Origin of the sequence: Pedobacter sp. (assembly GCF_965249885.1) — a bacterium.
Lineage (GTDB): Bacteria > Bacteroidota > Bacteroidia > Sphingobacteriales > Sphingobacteriaceae > Pedobacter.
The window spans coordinates 2,354,963-2,375,718 of record NZ_OZ252254.1 but is presented as its reverse complement, the minus strand read 5'-3'; the positions used below and the strand labels follow the sequence as shown (position 1 = coordinate 2,375,718).

Here is a 20,756-nt window from a genome sequence, read left to right as displayed (position 1 = left end):
GTATTTATAAAGTTTAAACCTGAGCAGCCGAATTAAAAGATTTAGCTGTATTAGTTAAGCCGTCAATAGCTGATAAAGGCAGCGGTACTTTCATTGCATCAACAACCTTTTTGTTGCTTACCTGATAACTTTCGGTAAGTTTTTGCAATCTTTCAGAATTAAGCGGAAGACGAAATAAATCGCCCAACTTGGCCATCGTCCTTACAATCTTTACTGGAATTTTCAAAAGTTTAGCTTTTTTGCTTGAGGCATTTGCCAACAATTCAACAACTTTATTAGTGGATAGCGACTCGTCATCCGCCACATGGAATACGCCTGACGCTATCGGATTATTAATCAACTGCTTTATTACAAAACAGAGATTTTCTACGCTGAGAAATGAACGCTTATTTTCGAAAGCCGCTAATGGATATGGAATTCCTTTTTGAACTACATTATAAAGCAAGTTTAAATTACCCTTATTTCCAGGCCCATGAATCATGCAAGGCCTCAATATGTAATAGCTTTTATCTTCGGGTAGTTTTTGAGCTTGAATATATTCTTCTGCCATCAACTTGGATTTCCCGTAGGCTGTTTGAGGATTGGGGACAGCATCTTCAGTTAATATGCCAACAACGCTATCAGCTACGGCCTTCACAGAACTGATGAATATGAATTTCTTCGCATCAGACTCTAAAAATGCATCATAGAGTTTTTTGGTGAGCTCGTAATTGACCTGATAGTATTCGTCTGTACAAGATGTTTTTTTAAGATCATGGGCTTTGCCTGCCAAATGAACAATGACGTAAGCACCGTTTAAATGCTCTGGCGTAACTCGTTGCAATTGCTTACGATTGATAGCAGCAATATCTGTAGCTTTTAAATACGCTAATAAATTTTGGCCTACAAAACCAGAGGAGCCGGTGACTTTTATACTCATTTGAATTGCGCTAAAGTCTCATCGTTAAAGCGTTTTCTTTCTTTATCGAAAAACCAACCCCATTTATTGAAATAGGTTATCATTGATTGTACAAAGATTTTAAATAGCTTAAAACTCTTATTAGCACCGCCTTCATATCCATGGGTCACCTTAGCTTCTGGAAAATAGACGGTTTTGTATTTTTGATGCATTCTTCTTGATAAATCAAAATCCTCAAAGTACATAAAAAAATTCTCGTCGTACATCCCAACCTCCTTTATTGCTTCAAGGCGTAATACGGTAAAGCAACCGGATAAAATTGGAACGTTATAGATTTGATTTTTAGGTACTGATCTTAATTCATATTTATCGATAAATTGACCGCCGAATGGATCAATTTTTTTAAGTTTTCTCCTAAAGATCCAAAAGGGATGGGGCAACAGTTTTGGCAAATTTTGAGTTGAGCCATCAGTATTTAAAATCTTCGGCATCATCATCCCCACCTCCGGATTAGCCTCCATAAAGTTAATCATTGGGGTAAAAACATCTTCGCTAATCTCAATATCTGGATTAATAATGAAATGATACTTCGCTCCAAGCTCTATTGCTTTTTTTATTGCGATGTTGTGTGCGGCACCGAAGCCTGGGTTGGACGGGTTGTGGATATAAACTACCCTTTCTTTTTCTGAAAAATATCTCAACACATCTGATACAGAGTTATCAATCAAATATAAAACAAACTCTCTATCCAAATTTAAGAAGCTACTGCTTGTTTTTGAAACAAGCTCATCATCATTATTAAATAGAACAATAGAAGCACTAAGATTTCTGTTTAACACTTTATTAAGGCTTTTAATAAATTAATTCTAAAAGAAATTTTTTGAAATACGCTGAATTTACTTTTCCCTATTGCAGATGCAGATGCATTTCCCTGATGTTTACGATGCAAAATTAATGCCTCGTTTACAAATGAAACTTTGAATTTCATTTCTGCGGTTAAGCCGAGATAAGAATCATGCATAGGGAGATAAGAAGGGAAGGGAAGACATTCTTCTAAGAGTTTTTTCGTAAAAGCCATACAACAACCCATATAGCTGTTTTTTATTATATTTTTCAAAATGCCTGGTCTTGATCCATTAAATTGAAAATATGACGGATGCACCAACTCTAGATTCTCATCTACAATCTTGCAATCAGATATAACTAAGTCTGCTCCTTTCTTCATTTCATTTATAAGCGTATATACTTTATGATCTTCCCATATATCATCTTGATCCGACAGGAAAATATAGTTTCCAGTAGCCTGCCTTAATGCATTCTCAAAATTAAATATTGGATTTGCAAATCTTTTTCCAGACGAAATAACAATCCGACTATCATTTAATGACTTAATCATTTCTAATGTATGATCCGTTGAACAATCATCGGATATAATCACTTCATCATCTTTGGATAATTGACTAAGAATAGATTTTAATTGTGGAAGAATATATTTCTCTCCATTATAAGTTGCCATACATACAGAAACCTTATATTCTAACTCTCTCATGTTTTATTAAGGAATACATTACTATTATTACAAGAATTCCGGTGGAACTAATTAATAAGGGATTAGTTCCAGCAATAAACAAATAACTTAGATATGCAACTAATGTGTATTTGTTTTTAGATGTTATCTTTTTATTCAACATCAGGATGATTAACGGATAGACTATCAAAAATAATAGTAATGAGAAAATAGGAATGCCAAATAATCTAATTAAATCAAAATAGGTTAACTCAGATTGACTTAAGTATTGTCCTGCTCCAGAAGAATAGAAAGAGCTACCCAATCCTTGTCCCCAAATAAGATATTGTGGCTTCTCTTCAAATAGTGTAACATATGAACTAAAATGTCCCGCTTTAACTTCAGCAGATTCTTCGCCCGTTGATACTGAGATTTGTAACAATAAGAACACTCCAAAAAATACAGATATTGCTAAAACAGATGACATGAAAATTCTCATCGTTTGAGATTTGATTCTATCATACATATGATATCCTAAAACAATTATAGCAGCAACTACGTTGGCCCTAGTTCCAGAAACAAAAAGGGTAAATGCAAATATCGCCGCTAGAATAAAAAAAAAGATACTTTTTTTGGACGCTAAAAATTTATCCCAATAATAAGAAAGAGGAAAGACGAGTAAAGGGGAAGTCTTATAGTACAACATCATAAACGTCTGTCCAAAATAACTTCTTAGTGAGAACATGGCAACTTTTTTTTCTACTGATAAATAATCGTATATTATAAAATATACTGATTGATCATACAATAATATTAGGTATGTAGGAATAATTATAAGAGGGATCAAAATTGTGACTTTAATCAATATTAAGTCCAATTTAATTTGCTGATCAAATACAATATAAAGTAGGATAATTAAAAAAAAAGATTTTAAAAACCCTGCCGCGATTTCCATGTCAACAAATGTCCCTTGTATTAAACTTACGGAAATACCCCACATGGGAATGGAGATAAAAGTGAAGATTATGAGAACGACATCTCTATTTAAGGATATTGTTTGTGTAAATTTAGTCGATAAAAAAACCAAAAGAATGACCAGAAACAAAGGCGTTTTCAAATGAAAAATTAGATCTGTAGGGTCTACTACTAAAACTAATACCAAAATCGTGATTAGGCCAATTAGAACTTCCCTAAGTTTCATCCTTCTTTTTTACAAATAAAATCGAAAAGAATATTGTATCTCTATATTTTATTGAGAGTTTAAACGCCCTAAGAAATAGCCAAAAAAACTGACAAATTTTACTATACAAACCTTTAGAACATCTATATCCTCCTAACACATAATGTTTAAATCTGAATTTTGCAGAATTTAAATCTGATTTTGTTGCATCCGAAAGTTCATGCTGACAAATAACATCTACTATATAAAACTCATCAATTTTTGTTTTTAACCTATTAACGAAATCAAAATCACTAAAGTATAATTTAATGTTCTCATCGTACCCCCCAATAGCTAAAAAAACGTCCTTTTCTACCAAAATACCACTATTCAAAAGGTTTTTACCACGTAATTTAAAAATTCCTGATCTTACATCATCCCAAATAAATCCTCTATCAAATAAATATTTACATGGTGAATATGGAACACCATTAGAAAGCAATATCGGCGAAAATAGCTTTTGAGCACTAAACTTTCTTGTAGCATCCATATACGTTTTTAATGCATTATTTGGGAATATAGTATCTTGATCGGTCAACAAAAGATATTTTTTATTGAGTAAAGAGGCAAGATTTGCGCCTGCATTGTAAGCTTTACTTACGCCGCCATTTGATATATCAGAAACATAGTGAATATGACTACCTTGTATGTTGATTTGCGGCTGGGGGCTATTATCATACACTAAAACTGCAACTTTGTTTTTCTCTATTTCATCCCTCAACGTTATAAAAGTTTTGGATTTCAGCATCTCTATCTTATATAGAACTAAAACGATTAGCAACTGCTCGTAGATATCATCTTTCATTTAGTAACAATTTAAAAATTAAGCACCTTTTTAATCGTTTCTATATATTGGCTTGCAAATTCTTTCGTCCTTAAATTAAGGTTCTCCCGTAAGCTATCTAAACTTTTCTGCTGAAAATCGGATTTTTTTTCTATTACTCTTACCAAAATATCTGTCAATTCAATTACATTGTCTGGATTAAAATAGATGCCAAACTCAGGTTTTTGTTCTAAATGAACATCAATATTTGATAACGCAATATGTTTACCTATTGTCTTAGCCTCTTCAACTGTTGAGCTCCAGCCTTCAAAATAAGAAGGATTAATAATCAAATCACTCATAACCAATAGATTAGACACATCCTCGTAAGGGATTAGCCCCAAAAACAAAATATTATTATTTAAATGATTTTTTGAAACGAAATTTATTAATTCTTGTATATGATCCCGCTTACTTCTGTAGTCACTCATCAGACCGGAAGTAACTAAAAGGGGGTCATAACCTTTTTGCTTAAGTGACAATACTGCTTCAAAAACTAATTTATGATTTTTATGTGCCCAAAATTGATTAGGTAGATAGAAGAAAGGACGATTTATCTCATATTTTTTAACTAACCTGTCTCTCTCTTCTGTATTCAAAACTATTTTAAGCTCCTTTGAAGGCTGACAAACAAAATGCAAAACCTTTACTTTTTTTGAAAATTTTGCATATCTAGATTCAAAATCTTTTAATGCGCCAAAACTACTCAAAAATATTGCATCTCCTTTTTCGATAATTCTTTGCATCACACGATTCACAGCATTAATTTCCTTTTGAGAATACAACTCAGGAAAATGAAAATGTTGAAAATCCATTATCCAATTAATAGTTTTTACTTTTTTAGACACAAAACTTGAGTGGCTAACTATGTCTATTTTATATTTCTGCATTAACTGATCCAAAAGGATATTAGCCCCGATTAACTTTTCAGAAACTTTGTCTAAATACCATAATGATGATTTTCTTTGTAGAGCTTTCGTCTTTATAATTTTCACAAAAGGAGAAAAGAGGTCTACATATTCTTGTGCTAGATTTGATGGAACAAATAATAAGATTTCCACCTCTTCACTGAAATGACCATTCACTGCATAGAATAAATTTCTAAAATAGTTTATTCCTCCTTTGTAACTAGTTGGATAATTTAGCAGAAATCCTATTCTAATCATTTATATAACTGTTTAAAATATCTAACATACATCTTAATACCTTCACTTAATGAAATTCTTGGCTTCCAGTCATAGTTTTTCGCCTTGCTCATATCCGACCAGAAATAAATAGGGTCTCCTTCTCTAACGCTTCCATCAAATTTTATTTGTACTGAAGATCCATATTCCTTTTTAACCATTTCAAGAATTTCAGCAATTTCTACTCTGATTGCAGTACCTCCATTTATAATATCAAAATTATCTACCTTTACTGCCATTTTATAGATAAGGGAAGCTGCATCTGTAACGTAAATCCAATCCCTTGTTTCTTTTCCAGTACCAAAGAAAATAACTTCTTTTTCTTTCGCAGAAAAAAAAATTTTCTTGCATGCGTCATACAATAACTGCTTTTGTAAACCCTCCCCGTAGATAGAAAAGAACCTAATGACTCCTACCTTCAATCCATAGTTAATTGTGTAAGATTTACATAATTCTTCTGCTATCTTTTTATGAAACCCATATGGTGAAATGGGATCAGCAATTACATCTTCTTTAATGGGCATATCTGGCAAATTTCCCTGAACGGATACACTGGAAGGGTATATAAGCTTACAACCCGGACATCTTAACCGGATATATTCTAAGATTGCTAATGTGCTTTGCACGCTTTTTTGGAAGTCTTCAAATGGATTAATTTTAGAGAATCCAACAGACCCGCTTCCTCCACAATGAACAATTACGTCAAAAATGTGGTTGCTGTTAATTAATGCTTCGAAGGTAATTGTTGATTCTATCCATTCATCGATTCCCCATTTAATAAACTCTTCTTGATACCATCTACCATGGCCTATCCCAATTACGTGACATCCTTGTAATTTAAATTCTCTAGCTGCATAACGTCCTAAAAACCCATACGCACCTGTTATCAAAACTTTCATTAATTATTAATTTAATTTCGTAGATATAAAAATCCTCTTTCTTTTCGACTTAGTACTATTGCAGGTCATACGACACACTATATATGTCCATATTTTGATGACGCGGAGTATAAATTAATTGGCGGTTTTTTTTGCAATTCATTAAGATAACTAAGGTAAATATCTTCGTCATCATATATAGAAGGCTGGAAATTAGCACCTTCTTCCCACGTGTCTTTTTGAAAATTGAAAGTTTTAATAATTTTGGCGGGATTTCCGACCACCATACTGAAAGGCGGAATATCTTTAGTTATTAATGTCTTTGCTCCAATTACACAGCCATGACCAATTGTAACGTTTCCTAATATACAAACATCATGTCCAAGCCAGCAATTTACACCAATCTTAATCGCCTTTTCGAAACTATTACCTGTTAAAGCGTAGGGCAACAGGGGCGTGTTAAAAATATGATCACTACATATAAATGAGCATTTGTTTCCAAAAATGCAATAGTCCCCTATTACGATTGATCTCCCAACTGAAAAAAAATTATCCCGGCCAATGTAAGTATAATATCCCAAGACTAACTGAATATTATTATTTTTGCGGTTGTTGACGGTTAGCAGAGTATTATCTCCTATAACGCAACCGTCATGAATTAGTATGTTATCCAACCCAAAAATTTGTACGTTTGATGATAGGTAAGCTTTTGAAGAAATATTCTTATGTAAAAAATATTTTAGCTTATTTCTCAACCTAAGAAACAACATTTTTAATTTTCTCATCTTCATTTTATGTGTCTTTCCTTATCCAAAGAGGAGATTTTTCATCCCAGTTAAATAATGCGTCGGAGGCTTCATGACACATTTCTTCACTATGGATACTTTCTGCAACTTTATTAGGGAATATGTACCTAAATATCTTTTCATCATTAAGTGACATAACTACGTTAGTCGCAAACAGATATCGTAAGCTAATTACACTTGAAGAAAAAATAGGGTAGATGATCGCTCTTTGAAAAAGTTTTTCCCAAAGCTCAATCGGTAAAAATTTAAACCTTTCGTCATCGACTAATAAAACAATAAAGTTTTTGCTTAATCTCTCTTTCAAAGACTGCATAATAATATTTGAACCTCGGGGATGATTCTTGAGAATAATTGTTTGCCCAGGTTTTGCCGTTTCAAAGATTACTTCCTCATATAAATCTACCTCATTTTTTATCGTACTGAAACCAGAATTATATAAATTACTTAGGAGGTACACATTTGGTTTCGCTTCGCTTGTGTAAAGCAAACTCTCACAAAAGATTTGTAAATCAGTAAATTGATTAGCTAAACGGGAAAATACACTTCTTACGAATTTCATTTCTGGGATAACTATATTTTTACCTTTCAAATATCTTCTATCCCAAATCAATGGAATACTAAGAATAGTCAGGTCAAAATTAAAACGTGAAGGAAATTGTAAATAAATAAGTTGCTTAATTATTGTTTTAGCAATCATCAATGGATTATTAAAGAAAACTGCCATTGTAATCTTCAATTCATCTTGATTACCTATCAATCCAAAGGAATCTCCATACTCAATCTTAACGGAAGATGGATAGGAATTGATAATTAATTGAGTTCCAAAACTTCCGAAGTCTCTCGCTATATATATATTATCAAAATTCGCTTCATCTAATTTTGTGACAAGTTTAGAAATGCATTTGGCATATATATTGGAAGAGATCTTTTTCATTTCTTCCGTACTTATAAAAACAATTTTATGCCACTCTTGTATTGATGCCATACTTAGAATTGAATTTTTAAACAAATCCTCATCTTCTGGCACACTCGTGTCGTAAACCAGCAATACGGCCTCGCTTTTTTCTTTCAGTATTTTTTCTTCATGCCAAAGAAACGCAATGTAAGCGGTTATAAATTGAGCAGTTCCTTGAACGGCAATAAGTGATTTCATGAGTTTTTACGCGGTTTTGTAAAAAAAGCTAGCAGAAAATTAAACTCACTTATTTTTAGACGATAAATCAAAAAAAGAAAAACAAAGCTTATAGCAGATATAATTAGTTTAAGGCATAATGTAAGGAAAGAAGTTGCCTTATGTCCAAAAATCAGTGTGATAACAATTGCAACAATAATAAATAGAAAAAAAGAAAGGAAATCTGATTTTATCACTGAACTTTTAAATTTCATTTTGGATAATACAATCACGTTCATCGAAATATAAGCTATAGAAGAAGCTAAGGCGGCTGCGGATGTTCCATACTGCGGAATAAATAAAAGATTAAATCCTATGCTTATGAAACCTCCAATTACAGTAGATAAACCACTTAGCTTAGTATTTTTTTCAGATATCACAATTGAAATTAAAATAGCATTTTGAGCGGTAGCGATTACGCCAATCACAATTAAGGGAATGAGTATATATCCTTGAATAAAATTTCCTTTAGTCATAACCTGAAGTACATCTTTAGCAAAAATAACCAGCATCAATGCTAGGAAGTACACTACGAACATATAAACTTTATGAATGTTCTCTACGAACTCATTAAAATCTGGGGAATCATATCTCCTGTAAATCTCTGGCTCAAAAGATCGATATCCACTTTGGATGACGATTGTTAAGCTATATGCTAAAGTGTAAGCCACTGAATAAATTCCAATATCTGATAAAGAAACGTATCTCTCAAGAATTATACGATCAGACATATTCATTAACAAATAACCTATAGCACCTGGAATTAAAGGTAAAGAAAAGACTAAACTCTTACGAATAGCTGTGAAATCTATGTTGATTATCGAGTTTTTAAAAATAATATATAGATAAATAAGAACAAAAAATGCATTAACAAAAAGTCTTCCATAAAAATTACCTAATATGCCCAAATCTAGATGTATGATGAAAGCATAAGTGAATGCAAATATTAATATTGCTCTTAAAATACTAATTATTACATATGCTAACGCATTCTCATGAACACGATATACCACCAATGGAACAATAGAAAGTGCTTCGCAGAAATTATTAAGTAGTAAAAGAGAGAAAAAAGGATAAAAAGGAATTTGTAAATGAGTGTACTTGATTATTGTTGGACCAAATAAATACCCTAATATCAGTATGATTACATTAATTGCGAGTATCGTGAAAAAAACACTCCCAATTAGCCTTTTCTGTTCAGCTTCAGTTTTGCATTCAAAAAATTCCCTCAACAAATATGTATTTAATGCCAACGCAGAAAATACAAATAAAAAAAACATCACCGAATTCGTATAACTAATAATTCCATAATCTGCTTCCGATAAATAGGATGTAAATATTGGCAATAAAAGAAAGCTAACCAGTTTAGGGAAAATTTCACCTATAGAATAAATAATGGTGTTTTTTAAAAGGATACTTTTTGACATATTAACTCTGTGAGAGCGTAGATTAAATCAATTAAGTTCAACTAATGAAGGTAAGGAGTGTAAGCAGAATTTTCAATGCTATCGCAATCTTGAAACTACTAGATTCTAAAGATGACTAAAAGCGCTAATGAAACATATTATCCAATTCGACCAAACTTGAATAGAATTCGCTCCACAATTATTCTTACAAAATCAAATTAATGGGATTTGGTGTTTAAGCACCCACTTTCCATCAACTTTAGACCAAAGATGATCTGATCTCCAACTGTCAACTACTTCCCAAAAATATTCTTCGGTAATGTCGCAATACTCTAAAAATGTTTTGAAATATTTTGCTGGGAATTCACCATCAAATTTATTAACCAGTGCCACACCTTCTTCTCTAGTAATATGTCCATCTCTAATTTCGTGTGCAGTATCAGAAGTACATCTACCTAATCCAAATTTAACATAAGCTAAATAATAATGAAATCCATCTATTTGATCATCTAAAGATGCATATTTGGAGTAAGTTCCCTCACTTCTTACCGGATTGGCTTTAAAGCCTGTATTTTCAACGCAATAGTAGTAGTTTTCTTGCGGAACCCATTTCTTATAATAGCCATAAAAATGTATTTCTGCGCCCATTGCATCCAAAGATTCATTGGATGGCGCCATATAAGGAACGAGATCCTTTTCGCTAACGCCATATTTTGTCAAGTCTTCTGGTCCTAAGCCTGAAAAGTAATGCTTCTTATGATCGCTTTTGTAATCTCTTTTAGGATTAAATGCATTTTTCATGTCTCCACCATATTCTACTTCCCCATTTTCTCCATACATAATTAATGGGACTTGATGTTGCACCGCTACTTGAAGCGGAAAATTAGTTTGTCCATAAATAAATGGTTGAAATGGATCGCCCAATATCTCAAATGATAGTTTAGTCAATTTTTTGTGCGTTTGTCCAGCAGGTGTACCCAATACATTTGCTAAATTGCCTTCCCTTATCATGTTATGCAAATTCTGAAAGCCGATATCGGTGTATAGATGCGGTGCCCATGTTACGGTAAGAGGATTCATTCCGTATTTATGTTTAAGCTCGTGCGCTATGTAAGCTGCGTCCTTGCCTCCACTGCATGGTACAATTACATCATATTTACCATCATTTCTTCTAAATTTATCTAAAAGTGTTACCAGTTCGTGCTCTCTCTCCGTCCAATTAATTTTATTTTGCTTAAATTCTGCAAAGTTACAGGCCGAACAAACACCATTTTCATCGAAGCTGATGCGTGGTCTTTGATTTGAAATTGTACATTTTACGCAATACTTTACTTCTGTAGGAAGATTGTAACGCTGTTGGGTATTTTTATGTTCCATATTAATTAAATGCTTAAAAAGTTTTTATAAATAGTCAATCCGGCTTCACCACTTTTTTCCGGGTGAAACTGAAATCCAAAAATGTTATTTTTTTGTACAGAAGAACAGTACTTAAAATCCTGATAATATGTATAAGTGAGTACACTTAATAACTCTGCCGGTTCTGCATAATAGGAATGTACAAAGTACATAAAGTCTGTCTCAGCAACTTCTGATAATGGAGTTTTCTCCCATTCGACGTTACTTTTAAATAGTTTATTCCATCCAATATGGGGTATCTTAAGTTTATTTTGATTGTATTCTTGAGGAAATCTTTTCACGGCTCCCGGGATTATTCCCAAGCCTGCGTGTTCACCAAATTCTTGGCTTTGTTCAAATAAAAGCTGCATACCTAAGCAAACTCCCATGAGTGGTTTTCCTGTATTAGCAAATTCTACTATAGTATTTGTCAAATTCATTTCATTCAGATGGTCCATTGCCACTTTAAAGGCACCAACACCCGGTAAAATAACTGAATCTGAATTAATAATCTCTTCGCGATCTGATGTAATAACAGGGGTACTTCCTACATGCGCACATGCTTGTGCTATGCTATATAAATTGCCTAATCCGTAGTCAATAATAACTGTTTTCTTTTTCATCTTATTCTATCTACAATATATGTCTTTCAAATGAAGGTATTCCTTTAAATCCTTTAAATTAAATGTCGAAAAATTCCCAAATAGTCGTCCACTTTTAAGAAAATCAAAATTTCCTTCTACTTGGTCATTTGTATTTGCTTCTAAATATTTTATGGTATCGTAATGCAAAACAGATGCGATTGCTACGGCATCAACTATTCCATCATCAAGCAATGACTCTACGTCACTTTTTTGACCTGCGCCACCATGAGCAATTACCGGAATAGATACTACTGAAGCAATAGAGCTTATCAAATCAACATTAAAACCTTTTCCGGTTCCTTCATTATCCACAGAAGTTACAACTAATTCTCCACAGCCTAGGTCTTCTACCCTCTTAGCCCATTCTACCACCTCAACTCCAGTATGTTCACGCCCGTTGTCTGTAAAAGCATAATATTTTCCGTCGATATTTTTAATTGCCTCAATAGCTATTACAATAGTTGAAGAACCAAATTCTTCCGATGCCTTCTTAATAAAAGAGGGGTCGTTAATAGCCGCTGTATTAATAGAAACTTTATCTGCTCCTGCTCGAAGCATATTAGTAATGTCACTAAGTGTTCTAATCCCTCCTCCAACAGTAATTGGAATAAAAATACTTTTAGCTGTTTCTGAAACTATTTCTTGAAGACTATTTCTGCCGTAAAGTGATGCAACGACATCCATAAACATTAATTCATCAGCACCTTGTTCATAATAATATTTTGCAAAGTCTGCGGGCTTTCCTAAAACCCTTAATCCTTCTAAATGTATACCTTTTACCAAATTAGGCCCTTTAATATCTAATCTTGGTATTATTCTTACTGTTTTCATATAATTATATAACCTTGTCTAATTATAGTTTCACAAATTGCCCAATCTAATGGTGTATCAATATCAACTGAATAAACATCGGTCATGCAATACTTAACAATTTTATTAAAGCTGTGTATCGATTTTTGTTTTAATGAATCAATATTAATTAAATAAACAGAGCCATTATAGTAAAATACTTTTGGAGCTTGTTGCCTTGTCTGATAATAACCATCTTTTGATTTTTTAAGGAAACCTTCATCAGTTTCTTCAAATAAAGTGAAATAAGGGCTTTGATGAGATTCTGCTACAGATACCACCATATCAATATTAGGATTGTACATTCCTAATATATCTCGTAATTGCTCTTCTTTTCTGAAAGGAGAAGTTGGCTGTAATAAAATTAGGTTATCATAGCTTAACCCTTGCTGTTTGTAATAATCTAGCGCATGCATTAGCACCTCATTCATTCCCGCGTTATCGTCCGACAAATTCTCAGGCCTCTTAAAATGCACTTTCAAGCCGTAACTTTCCACAACTGAAATTATCTCATCATCGTCAGTTGATACGCATATATCAGTATCATTTAATATTTTCCTCGCTACATCAATAGAATAACATATTAAAGGTTTACCATTTAAAGGCTTTATATTTTTGCCTGGCACTCCTTTTGACCCTCCTCGAGCTGGGATTACACAAAGTGTTTTCATCTATGACTTACAGTTTTATATGTTTAATATCCTCTTGCGCTTTTTTAAAATCTTCATGCTTTCCGATATCTAACCAATAGCCATTGATTGGATAAGTAATAAGCTTTAAATTCATTTCTAACACCCTGTCCATCAAATCAGTAATATCGAAAAATGTATCTTTCGGAATCATGTTCAGTAACCGAGTTTTTATAATGTATATCCCGGCATTTGAATAGTAAGTGTATCTGGGCTTTTCTTTTAATGACTTGACATTTGTTCCATCATCTACTTCCAGCACCGCATAGGGGACATCTACATGATAACTTGTTGCTGCTACTGCCATATCTGCGTCAGATTCTTGATAGCTTTTAAAGAAGTCTGCAAAATCAATATTAGTTAGCAAATCGCTGTTCATTACGATAATATCATCATGATTAAAACTCTCTACAAGTAAAATAGAACCGATAGTGCCTAAAGGTTCTGTCTCTCGAACATACTCTATTTGAATCCCTTTAGATTGCCCATTACCAAAATACGACTCAATTTGCTCTCCTAGATAATTGATACTTAATGAAATTTTTTTAATACCATAATTAACCAATCTGTCTATATTGTATTCAACAATAGGCTTTTCTCCAACTTTCAAAAGTGGTTTAGGCGTATTCTCTGTTAACGGTCTTAATCTTTTCCCTTCGCCTCCCGCCATAAGTACAGCATCCGCAGGTATCAGTGTCTTTTGTAAACTAAATACCAATATATCAACTATTACATTTAAGCTGTTTACGATAGGGAGTACTTTAAAATCATTATTTCTATATTCTTCTATCTTTTTTAAATCAACGGCATTCTCTTTTAAACAGGCCGGTGTGGGTTGTACAAAGTCTAATAAATGATTAGAAAAATCAAGACCTTTAATAAAACCCCTTCGTAAATCGCCGTCGGTTAGTGATCCTAGCAGCTTTTTATCTCCATCAGTAACAAATAGGATTGAATCTGGTGCAATTTCATCTAACCTAATTAATGCTTCTCTAACAGATTGGGTATGATCAATGGTATGTCTTGTTACTATTTCTTTCATAATTTATCGTAAAAAGCTTTAGCTTCAAATCTTTGGTTTAGTTTTTCTTTTAATAAGCAATAGATCTTTTCAGCTGTATTTCCACTACCATAAGGGTTTGTTAAAGATACATTCTCTTTTTTATACTGCTTAACTTGATCAAATGCCTGAATTATTGCCGACGAGCTAGATTCGCAATTGACTACACTTGATGCTTGTACCCTACCTTTTTGTCGGTCGCCAATATTAATAGTTTGAATACCTAATGATGGTGCTTCAATTATGCCACTAGAGCTATTGCCAACAATAGCGTCACAACATTTTAGAAGAGAAAGAAATTTAACCGAACCTAACGAAGCAAACGCGATAGCATGATCGGGGTTATTTTTCACGTATTCATCTATCATAAAGTTTATAATTCTTCCATCCGAATCGGCATTAGCTTTAGTAAAAATAAACAGGCTGTCTTTTTGCTGCTTTATAGCCGTCAAAAGTTCTTCAAATTGCTCTTTGGAGCTTTTTTCAGCCAGTGTTTCAGGATGAAATGTAATCTGATAATTATATTTTTTAAAAGTTACTCCCAGATCCCTTTCTAAGTCCTGCTTGCTTAAAACCTGTTGATTAATAATGTTATCTAATCCTATTGCGCCAACATTAAAAACTCTATCGGGATCTTCACCCATTTGTATTACTCTATTTCTATATTCTTCTGTCGAAGTAAAATGCAGCTGGCTTAATTTGGTAATGGCATGTCTGATGGCATCATCATATGCCCCTTCAGTTTTTTCTCCTCCATGTAGATGAATAATGGGAATTTTAAATATACTTGCCGCAGCTGCAACCGCTAACATCTCATATCTGTCACCTAGTATAATAATAGCATTTGGTTTTAACAGCGTGAAAGCATCGGCATAGCCTATCATGCCTAGCCCCATTGACTTTACTATGCCTGGATCAGTATCTGCCGACAATAGCATTTCAATTTTACTATCTATCGTAAAACCATCATCTTCAATATGTTTGTATGTCAATCCAAACTCTGGGGAAAGGTGTGCTCCTGTAGCCAAGATTTGAAGCGTAAAGTCTCTTTCAATTTTTATTTTACTCATTAAAGGTTTCAACAAACCATACTCTGCACGAGTTGCTGTTACAACGCAAATTCTTTTCATTTAAGCTTAATTACGTCGTCTGCCAAAAAATCAAATGAAGACTTTTTACCAATAATTTCATCCCAAAGCATTGGCGATATGCCATCTCCTGGCCTTTTAATTGTAAGATTGTCTTCTGTGAACAGCTCTCCTTTTTTAATGTTTCTACTGGCCACTATACTTTTTCGTGCTATAGCGATATTTTTTATCTCAGATTTACTTGGCTCTTTTATACCAGAACCTGACATCGCAGCTTCTATGTTTCTTATGGCTTTAACCATGGCGGACAACTCTTCAGGTTCTAACGATGCAGCGTGGTCAGGGCCTTGCATTGATTTATCAAGGGTAAAATGTTTCTCTACAATGGTCGCTCCTAAGGCAACTGATGCAATAGGCACCTCAATCCCAAGTGTGTGATCCGAATAGCCGATTTTGGTACCAAAAGCACGCCCAATAGCTAGCATCGCATTTAAGTTCACATCATCCATTGGTGTAGGATATTCGGTATTGCAATGTAAAATGGTTATCTTGTCTTTATCAATTCCATTTTCCGTAAATATGGCTAAAGCGGCTTGTATTTCGGCCATGGTGGCCATACCAGTTGACAAGATAATCTCGTCAAACAACTTAGCTGCTTTCCGCAGGTAAGGTAAGTTTGTAATTTCGCCTGAAGGTACCTTCATCAATTTTAGACCGAGATGCTTTAAGTATTCAAGTGAGCCGAGATCGAATGCTGTAGAAAAAAATTTGATTTTTTTAGTTTCACAATACTTTATAAGTGCTTCATGATCATCAGATGAAAGTTCTAGTTTTTTCAGCATTTGTAGCTGCGTGTCGTTAGCATCTCTTGTATTTTGAACTTGATAATCTGCCTTCTTCGCGGTTTTAGAAACTAGCGCCTCAGCATTGAATGTTTGAAATTTGATGTAATCCACTCCCGCATCAACAGCAGCATCGATTAGTTTCAACGCATTTTCAAATGAACCATTATGATTTACGCCCGCTTCAGCAATTATAATAGTATGTTTTTTCATCCCTTATTTATTAAGCTTTCCAGTAAAAATACCTGCAGTAGTAATATTCCTTATCACAGTTACACCAGCGCCTACCACCACGTTATCCTTAATGGTTATATGATTGGCCACGGCTGCATTACTTCCTATAAAAACGTCATTACCAATATTACAATTTCCATTTAATACCGCAGCTGTAGAAATATGACAGTGGTGGCCAACTATTGTGTCATGCTCTATAAGGGCTTTTGTATTAACTATACAGTTATTCCCTATGGTTGACTCAGAATTTACGATAGCGTGATGCATTATAATCGTACCAGCTCCAATTTTAGCATGTTTTGAAACGTGAGCATTTGGCGATATAACGGTAGCTATCGACAAACTATTGTCTAACAAATTTTTATATATCTTCTTCCTAGTTAAATTACTTTTGATTTGACCAACCGTTATCAAAAAATGGCTTGCTTTAAACTTAAGTAAATCATCGTCTGTACCTATTACTTCATATCCTAGTACATGACTGCCAATCAGTTCTCGTTGATCTAAGATTCCAATAATATTGAATTCATTGGTATGTTCAATTACATCTATACAAGACTTGCAATGCCCGCCTCCGCCAATTAAAACAAGATCCTTCTTCATTGTGTTAAGGGCGGTAACTACTTGGAATATTAATCACTCTATCAGCCAACCAAACACTATTTTTTAGCCCATCGTGTTGGCAGTTTTGAAACATTGGAAGCTTGTTCATTAGCCGCCAAATGGGACGCGACATTACTCCGTTAGCATTGGCGTATGTTAAAAACTCTTCTCTTTCTTCCTTATCTTTCGCCACAATTGCATTTAGCCAGTAGTTAGATGTTGTATGTTCGTTTTCACTGATAAATTGTATGTTATGTGTTGCACAAAAATGCTGATATGCTAAACTTAACTCTCTTTTATTTGAGACGAACATATTTAGCTGCTCCAACTGAGCGCAGGCTAAAGCTGCATTCAAATTAGGCATACGGTAGTTGTAGCCAATAGCATCATGAACAAACTCCCACTTGTGCGGCACTTTTGCCTGTGTGCTTAAGTGTTTCCCTCGTTTCGCCAACTCTTCGCAGTCAGTTACCAACGCCCCGCCACCACCACAGGTTACCGTTTTATTCCCGTTGAAGCTAAATGTGCCTATTTTTCCAAATGTTCCAGTATGCTTGCCCTTATAATAGCTGCCTAAAGACTCGGCAGCGTCTTCAATCAGGAATATATTCCATTCTCTACAAATTGCTAACAATTCGTCCATTTGACAAGGTAGACCGAAAGTATGCATGGGTACGCAAGCAGCAATTTTTTTTCCTGTAGTTTTATTGTAGGTAAACCCATCGGGCTTCATTTCTGCCTGTACTTCCAAAAACTTTTGTAACGCCGTTGGAGACATACCAAGTGTATCTCTATCTACATCAATAAATACTGGATTAGCCCCTATATAGCTTATTGCATTGGCAGTGGCTATAAACGTCAAACTTTGAGAAAGCACTTCATCACCAATCTCAACACCACCAAGTATTAATGCTAAATGTAGAGCATTTGTTCCATTTACGGTAGCAATAGCAAACTTCGCCCCCGTAATACTAGCCATCATTTCCTCAAAACGGTTTACATACTGGCCAATCGATGAAACAAAAGTAGATTCTATTGCATCAGCAACATACTTCTGTTCATTGCCTAAAAAAAAAGGCGCATGTAAGGGTATAAAATCCTGATTAGGAAATTGTTGTTTAATGAATGAGATTAACTCCACATACTTATTGTCCATAATCAAACTACATTTTAGCGTCTAGATACTTACCTGTTTCTTTATGTCCAAAGCTAGGAATCATTTCACGGAATAAATCTACAATTTCTTCTTTTTCCCATTTTCTAGCGTTTTTCATCAGCTCTACACTCTTTTCAAAGTATAGTAGTTTGTCTAGGTCAAAAATAGCCTCATTTTTGATAATCCCTAAATTGGTAAACTTAGCTAAATCTAACGTTTCGCTAGAAGTAAAAAACTCTTCAAAGTCCTTTTCCCCAGTGGTATCACTTTTGGCAAACAGACATGGCCACTTTCCAATTTTAATCATCTCCTCAACTTTTGATCTAGCTTCTTCTTCAGTACTACACAAGTATGAGTCATAGCCAGCTTGCTTCAAATACTTTACAGCGATTTCAGCAAAAGTAATTAGGTGTAATTCCTCACTTAGCTTCGGAAAAAAAATGTCTCTGTTTTCTCCAAAGATGCATGACATTAAACAAAGTTCCCCAGATTCCTTTGGAATGACAAAATAACGCTTGATATCATTTGGAGCGACAATTGGCTGACGCTTTTGCATACGTTGATTAAACCCATGCAATAATGATCCATCTGAAAAAGCGACATTGGCAAACCTAGCAGTAGAAATATTTATTTGCTGCGATTTTCGCATTAAAAACATCTCCATGATTCGTTTTGACGCCCCCATCATATTTACAGGATTTGCTGCTTTATCTGTAGACACACAAAAATATTTTTTTACTCCTTTAACTATAGATTGATTAATGGTTTTTTCTGTATTAAAGATGTTTACATCAATCATACGCATCAAAGTATAAGGGTCTTTCTCAGACCTTACATGCTTAAGTGCTGATAAATTTAACACGTAGTCATACTGTCCATCTGCTTCAATAAAAGCATCATATTCTAAAGATCCGATATCGAGAGCAAAAGTTTGAAAATCACCAGCAATGTACCCAAATGAACTCCTAATATCTCGAACTAATTCAACTAAATTGTTTTCGGAGATATCAACCACATGCAGCTTTCGGGGATTTCGTTTAAAAATTTCTTTAACCGTCGCTTGTCCTATTGAACCTGCACCACCTAAAACTAAAAATCTTGAGCTATTAACAGCTGATGACAATAGCGTTTCGTTCTCCGTTATATCCTGGGCAAATAACTCGCTTGATCTACCAATCAGTTCTAGTGTATCCATTAACTATTCATAATATTTTTGTACAACCGTCTAATTATAAGTGTTAGTAACGTCAACAACCCTGCCACTACCCCACCGACCAAAATCCCCTTAGCTTTTCCGAACCTTTCTTTATTAAGAGGATAAGTTGGTCCATCCACAATTTGAAGCAGTGGTGTTTCTTTCATTAAAGACATTTTAGACATCTCTAAGTTTTGAATTAACGAACTTAAAATAGCCTTATTAGTCTCTGCTGATGCTTGTGCTTTTTGAATCGGAGCTACACGCATTACCTGCCTAGTTGGATTCATATTCGGTGTTGCATCGGAAACTGCGGCAGCATTATAAATCGCACCATTCATCACAGCACGTACCGAGTCCGTTTTACGCTGAAGAATCGCTACGTTAGTCAATGATTTTCCAGTTTTAGTTTGTACATAAAAATCGTTGACGTTTTTTACCAGTTCTTCATTAAATCTCTTAGCAAACATTTCATCTGTAGATTTAACATCTACTTGGATTTTACTTAGTTTTTTATCTGGTCTATCAACAGAAAGATAAAATTTATTGATTGAGTTGACTATGCTGCCTATCACGCTATCACGCAAACGATCTCTTTTAACTAATTCATAATCACCTACATTAAATCTTAAGCTTTTTAACTTTGTATTTTTACTCCAGCCCTCTCTTAAATTATTTATCTCTATATATTTTTCTATCAAAGGCTGCTTACTCGTACTATCAACTGGATTAAATAACGTTTTCTCAATCATTTTTCTAGACTTGTAAAAATCTAGGATATTATCCCCTTGAAACATGTCATTGCCCCCGCTCCCCAAATCAATTCCCATCATTGAGGCAACCCCTGCGTAAGCTCCTAAGCCACCACCTTTATCACCACTTTCCAACACAAATGTTGTCGTAGCGATATAAATAGGCTTTTTCATAAATGAGTAGCCAATTCCAAGTAAAGCTCCAAGAACACCTGCCGCAATAATAATCCACTTCTTACTCCAAAAATAGCACCACCATTCTCTAATCTTTAATATCAATTCTTTTAATGAGATTTCATCATTTGTATCTTTTTTTTCTAGCTCGTTTGTCATTTACTTCAACTAAATAATTTGCGA

21 protein-coding genes are annotated in these 20,756 nt (G+C 34.1%); all 21 read right to left on the bottom strand.

The features are described 5' to 3' along the window. Positions 1–13: 13 nt before the first annotated feature. Positions 14–919, bottom strand: a complete 906-nt coding sequence (locus tag ACY2A0_RS10215) for an NAD-dependent epimerase/dehydratase family protein (RefSeq protein WP_461791437.1) — start codon at positions 917–919, stop codon at positions 14–16. Continuing rightward, positions 916–1,737, bottom strand: coding sequence for a glycosyltransferase family 2 protein (locus ACY2A0_RS10210; RefSeq protein WP_461789352.1), 822 nt, complete (start codon positions 1,735–1,737; stop codon positions 916–918). The genes ACY2A0_RS10215 and ACY2A0_RS10210 overlap by 4 nt, the downstream gene beginning before the upstream one ends. Then, positions 1,731–2,447 (bottom strand): glycosyltransferase family 2 protein, encoded by a 717-nt coding sequence (locus ACY2A0_RS10205; protein ID WP_461789351.1) that lies wholly within the window; start codon positions 2,445–2,447, stop codon positions 1,731–1,733. The genes ACY2A0_RS10210 and ACY2A0_RS10205 overlap by 7 nt, the downstream gene beginning before the upstream one ends. Beyond that, positions 2,428–3,606: a hypothetical protein gene (locus tag ACY2A0_RS10200; RefSeq protein WP_461789350.1), complete on the bottom strand. Its 1,179-nt coding sequence runs from the start codon at positions 3,604–3,606 to the stop codon at positions 2,428–2,430. The genes ACY2A0_RS10205 and ACY2A0_RS10200 overlap by 20 nt, the downstream gene beginning before the upstream one ends. Further along, on the bottom strand, positions 3,596–4,429 hold the full coding sequence (locus ACY2A0_RS10195; RefSeq protein WP_461789349.1) for a glycosyltransferase family 2 protein: 834 nt from the start codon (positions 4,427–4,429) through the stop codon (positions 3,596–3,598). Before ACY2A0_RS10195 ends, ACY2A0_RS10200 begins: the two co-directional genes overlap by 11 nt. An 11-nt stretch (positions 4,430–4,440) precedes the next feature. Continuing rightward, entirely contained in the window at positions 4,441–5,613 is a 1,173-nt protein-coding gene (locus tag ACY2A0_RS10190) for a glycosyltransferase family 4 protein (protein ID WP_461789348.1), read from the bottom strand. Then, positions 5,610–6,530, bottom strand: a complete 921-nt coding sequence (locus ACY2A0_RS10185; protein ID WP_461789347.1) for an NAD-dependent epimerase/dehydratase family protein — start codon at positions 6,528–6,530, stop codon at positions 5,610–5,612. Before ACY2A0_RS10185 ends, ACY2A0_RS10190 begins: the two co-directional genes overlap by 4 nt. A 77-nt stretch (positions 6,531–6,607) precedes the next feature. Continuing rightward, complete coding sequence (locus ACY2A0_RS10180) at positions 6,608–7,294, bottom strand: acyltransferase (protein WP_461789346.1); 687 nt, start codon at positions 7,292–7,294, stop codon at positions 6,608–6,610. Positions 7,295–7,301: 7 nt separating this feature from the next. After that, a complete protein-coding gene (locus tag ACY2A0_RS10175) occupies positions 7,302–8,468 on the bottom strand; it encodes a hypothetical protein (protein WP_461789345.1) in 1,167 nt (388 codons plus the stop codon). Beyond that, complete coding sequence (locus ACY2A0_RS10170; RefSeq protein ID WP_461789344.1) at positions 8,465–9,913, bottom strand: oligosaccharide flippase family protein; 1,449 nt, start codon at positions 9,911–9,913, stop codon at positions 8,465–8,467. The genes ACY2A0_RS10175 and ACY2A0_RS10170 overlap by 4 nt, the downstream gene beginning before the upstream one ends. A 192-nt stretch (positions 9,914–10,105) precedes the next feature. Beyond that, positions 10,106–11,269, bottom strand: coding sequence for an N-acetyl sugar amidotransferase (locus tag ACY2A0_RS10165; protein WP_461789343.1), 1,164 nt, complete (start codon positions 11,267–11,269; stop codon positions 10,106–10,108). Positions 11,270–11,274: 5 nt separating this feature from the next. Then, positions 11,275–11,910 (bottom strand): imidazole glycerol phosphate synthase subunit HisH, encoded by a 636-nt coding sequence (gene hisH / locus ACY2A0_RS10160; RefSeq protein WP_461791436.1) that lies wholly within the window; start codon positions 11,908–11,910, stop codon positions 11,275–11,277. 6 nt (positions 11,911–11,916) lie between these two features. Then, complete coding sequence (hisF, locus tag ACY2A0_RS10155) at positions 11,917–12,762, bottom strand: imidazole glycerol phosphate synthase subunit HisF (protein WP_461789341.1); 846 nt, start codon at positions 12,760–12,762, stop codon at positions 11,917–11,919. Further along, positions 12,759–13,451, bottom strand: a complete 693-nt coding sequence (locus tag ACY2A0_RS10150) for an acylneuraminate cytidylyltransferase family protein (RefSeq protein WP_461789340.1) — start codon at positions 13,449–13,451, stop codon at positions 12,759–12,761. The genes hisF and ACY2A0_RS10150 overlap by 4 nt, the downstream gene beginning before the upstream one ends. Positions 13,452–13,458: 7 nt before the next feature. Then, entirely contained in the window at positions 13,459–14,511 is a 1,053-nt protein-coding gene (locus ACY2A0_RS10145) for a nucleotidyltransferase family protein (protein WP_461789339.1), read from the bottom strand. After that, entirely contained in the window at positions 14,508–15,659 is a 1,152-nt protein-coding gene (gene neuC / locus ACY2A0_RS10140; protein ID WP_461789338.1) for a UDP-N-acetylglucosamine 2-epimerase, read from the bottom strand. Before neuC ends, ACY2A0_RS10145 begins: the two co-directional genes overlap by 4 nt. Next, the gene (gene neuB / locus ACY2A0_RS10135) at positions 15,656–16,672 is read right to left on the bottom strand and encodes an N-acetylneuraminate synthase (protein ID WP_461789337.1); all 1,017 of its coding nucleotides are present in this window, start codon (positions 16,670–16,672) and stop codon (positions 15,656–15,658) included. Before neuB ends, neuC begins: the two co-directional genes overlap by 4 nt. Positions 16,673–16,675: 3 nt before the next feature. Then, on the bottom strand, positions 16,676–17,296 hold the full coding sequence (locus tag ACY2A0_RS10130) for an acetyltransferase (protein ID WP_461789336.1): 621 nt from the start codon (positions 17,294–17,296) through the stop codon (positions 16,676–16,678). A 4-nt stretch (positions 17,297–17,300) separates the two neighbouring features. Continuing rightward, complete coding sequence (locus tag ACY2A0_RS10125) at positions 17,301–18,452, bottom strand: LegC family aminotransferase (RefSeq protein WP_461789335.1); 1,152 nt, start codon at positions 18,450–18,452, stop codon at positions 17,301–17,303. 7 nt (positions 18,453–18,459) lie between these two features. Further along, positions 18,460–19,647, bottom strand: a complete 1,188-nt coding sequence (locus ACY2A0_RS10120) for a UDP-N-acetylglucosamine 4,6-dehydratase (RefSeq protein ID WP_461789334.1) — start codon at positions 19,645–19,647, stop codon at positions 18,460–18,462. After that, the gene (locus ACY2A0_RS10115) at positions 19,647–20,732 is read right to left on the bottom strand and encodes a Wzz/FepE/Etk N-terminal domain-containing protein (protein WP_461789333.1); all 1,086 of its coding nucleotides are present in this window, start codon (positions 20,730–20,732) and stop codon (positions 19,647–19,649) included. Before ACY2A0_RS10115 ends, ACY2A0_RS10120 begins: the two co-directional genes overlap by 1 nt. Positions 20,733–20,756: the final 24 nt, after the last annotated feature.

What these genes read in the sequence shown, in the direction of transcription:
- hisH (WP_461791436.1), bottom strand. Translation starts at nt 11,910, where the DNA reads ATGAAAAAGAAAACAGTTATTATTGACTACGGATTAGGCAATTTATAT.
- ACY2A0_RS10175 (WP_461789345.1), bottom strand. Translation starts at nt 8,468, where the DNA reads ATGAAATCACTTATTGCCGTTCAAGGAACTGCTCAATTTATAACCGCT.
- ACY2A0_RS10180 (WP_461789346.1), bottom strand. Translation starts at nt 7,294, where the DNA reads ATGAGAAAATTAAAAATGTTGTTTCTTAGGTTGAGAAATAAGCTAAAA.
- ACY2A0_RS10165 (WP_461789343.1), bottom strand. Translation starts at nt 11,269, where the DNA reads ATGGAACATAAAAATACCCAACAGCGTTACAATCTTCCTACAGAAGTA.
- neuC (WP_461789338.1), bottom strand. Translation starts at nt 15,659, where the DNA reads ATGAAAAGAATTTGCGTTGTAACAGCAACTCGTGCAGAGTATGGTTTG.
- ACY2A0_RS10190 (WP_461789348.1), bottom strand. Translation starts at nt 5,613, where the DNA reads ATGATTAGAATAGGATTTCTGCTAAATTATCCAACTAGTTACAAAGGA.
- ACY2A0_RS10205 (WP_461789351.1), bottom strand. Translation starts at nt 2,447, where the DNA reads ATGAGAGAGTTAGAATATAAGGTTTCTGTATGTATGGCAACTTATAAT.
- ACY2A0_RS10130 (WP_461789336.1), bottom strand. Translation starts at nt 17,296, where the DNA reads ATGAAGAAGGATCTTGTTTTAATTGGCGGAGGCGGGCATTGCAAGTCT.
- neuB (WP_461789337.1), bottom strand. Translation starts at nt 16,672, where the DNA reads ATGAAAAAACATACTATTATAATTGCTGAAGCGGGCGTAAATCATAAT.
- ACY2A0_RS10115 (WP_461789333.1), bottom strand. Translation starts at nt 20,732, where the DNA reads ATGACAAACGAGCTAGAAAAAAAAGATACAAATGATGAAATCTCATTA.
- ACY2A0_RS10170 (WP_461789344.1), bottom strand. Translation starts at nt 9,913, where the DNA reads ATGTCAAAAAGTATCCTTTTAAAAAACACCATTATTTATTCTATAGGT.
- ACY2A0_RS10215 (WP_461791437.1), bottom strand. Translation starts at nt 919, where the DNA reads ATGAGTATAAAAGTCACCGGCTCCTCTGGTTTTGTAGGCCAAAATTTA.
- ACY2A0_RS10125 (WP_461789335.1), bottom strand. Translation starts at nt 18,452, where the DNA reads ATGGACAATAAGTATGTGGAGTTAATCTCATTCATTAAACAACAATTT.
- ACY2A0_RS10195 (WP_461789349.1), bottom strand. Translation starts at nt 4,429, where the DNA reads ATGAAAGATGATATCTACGAGCAGTTGCTAATCGTTTTAGTTCTATAT.
- ACY2A0_RS10145 (WP_461789339.1), bottom strand. Translation starts at nt 14,511, where the DNA reads ATGAAAGAAATAGTAACAAGACATACCATTGATCATACCCAATCTGTT.
- ACY2A0_RS10120 (WP_461789334.1), bottom strand. Translation starts at nt 19,647, where the DNA reads ATGGATACACTAGAACTGATTGGTAGATCAAGCGAGTTATTTGCCCAG.
- ACY2A0_RS10150 (WP_461789340.1), bottom strand. Translation starts at nt 13,451, where the DNA reads ATGAAAACACTTTGTGTAATCCCAGCTCGAGGAGGGTCAAAAGGAGTG.
- ACY2A0_RS10185 (WP_461789347.1), bottom strand. Translation starts at nt 6,530, where the DNA reads ATGAAAGTTTTGATAACAGGTGCGTATGGGTTTTTAGGACGTTATGCA.
- hisF (WP_461789341.1), bottom strand. Translation starts at nt 12,762, where the DNA reads ATGAAAACAGTAAGAATAATACCAAGATTAGATATTAAAGGGCCTAAT.
- ACY2A0_RS10200 (WP_461789350.1), bottom strand. Translation starts at nt 3,606, where the DNA reads ATGAAACTTAGGGAAGTTCTAATTGGCCTAATCACGATTTTGGTATTA.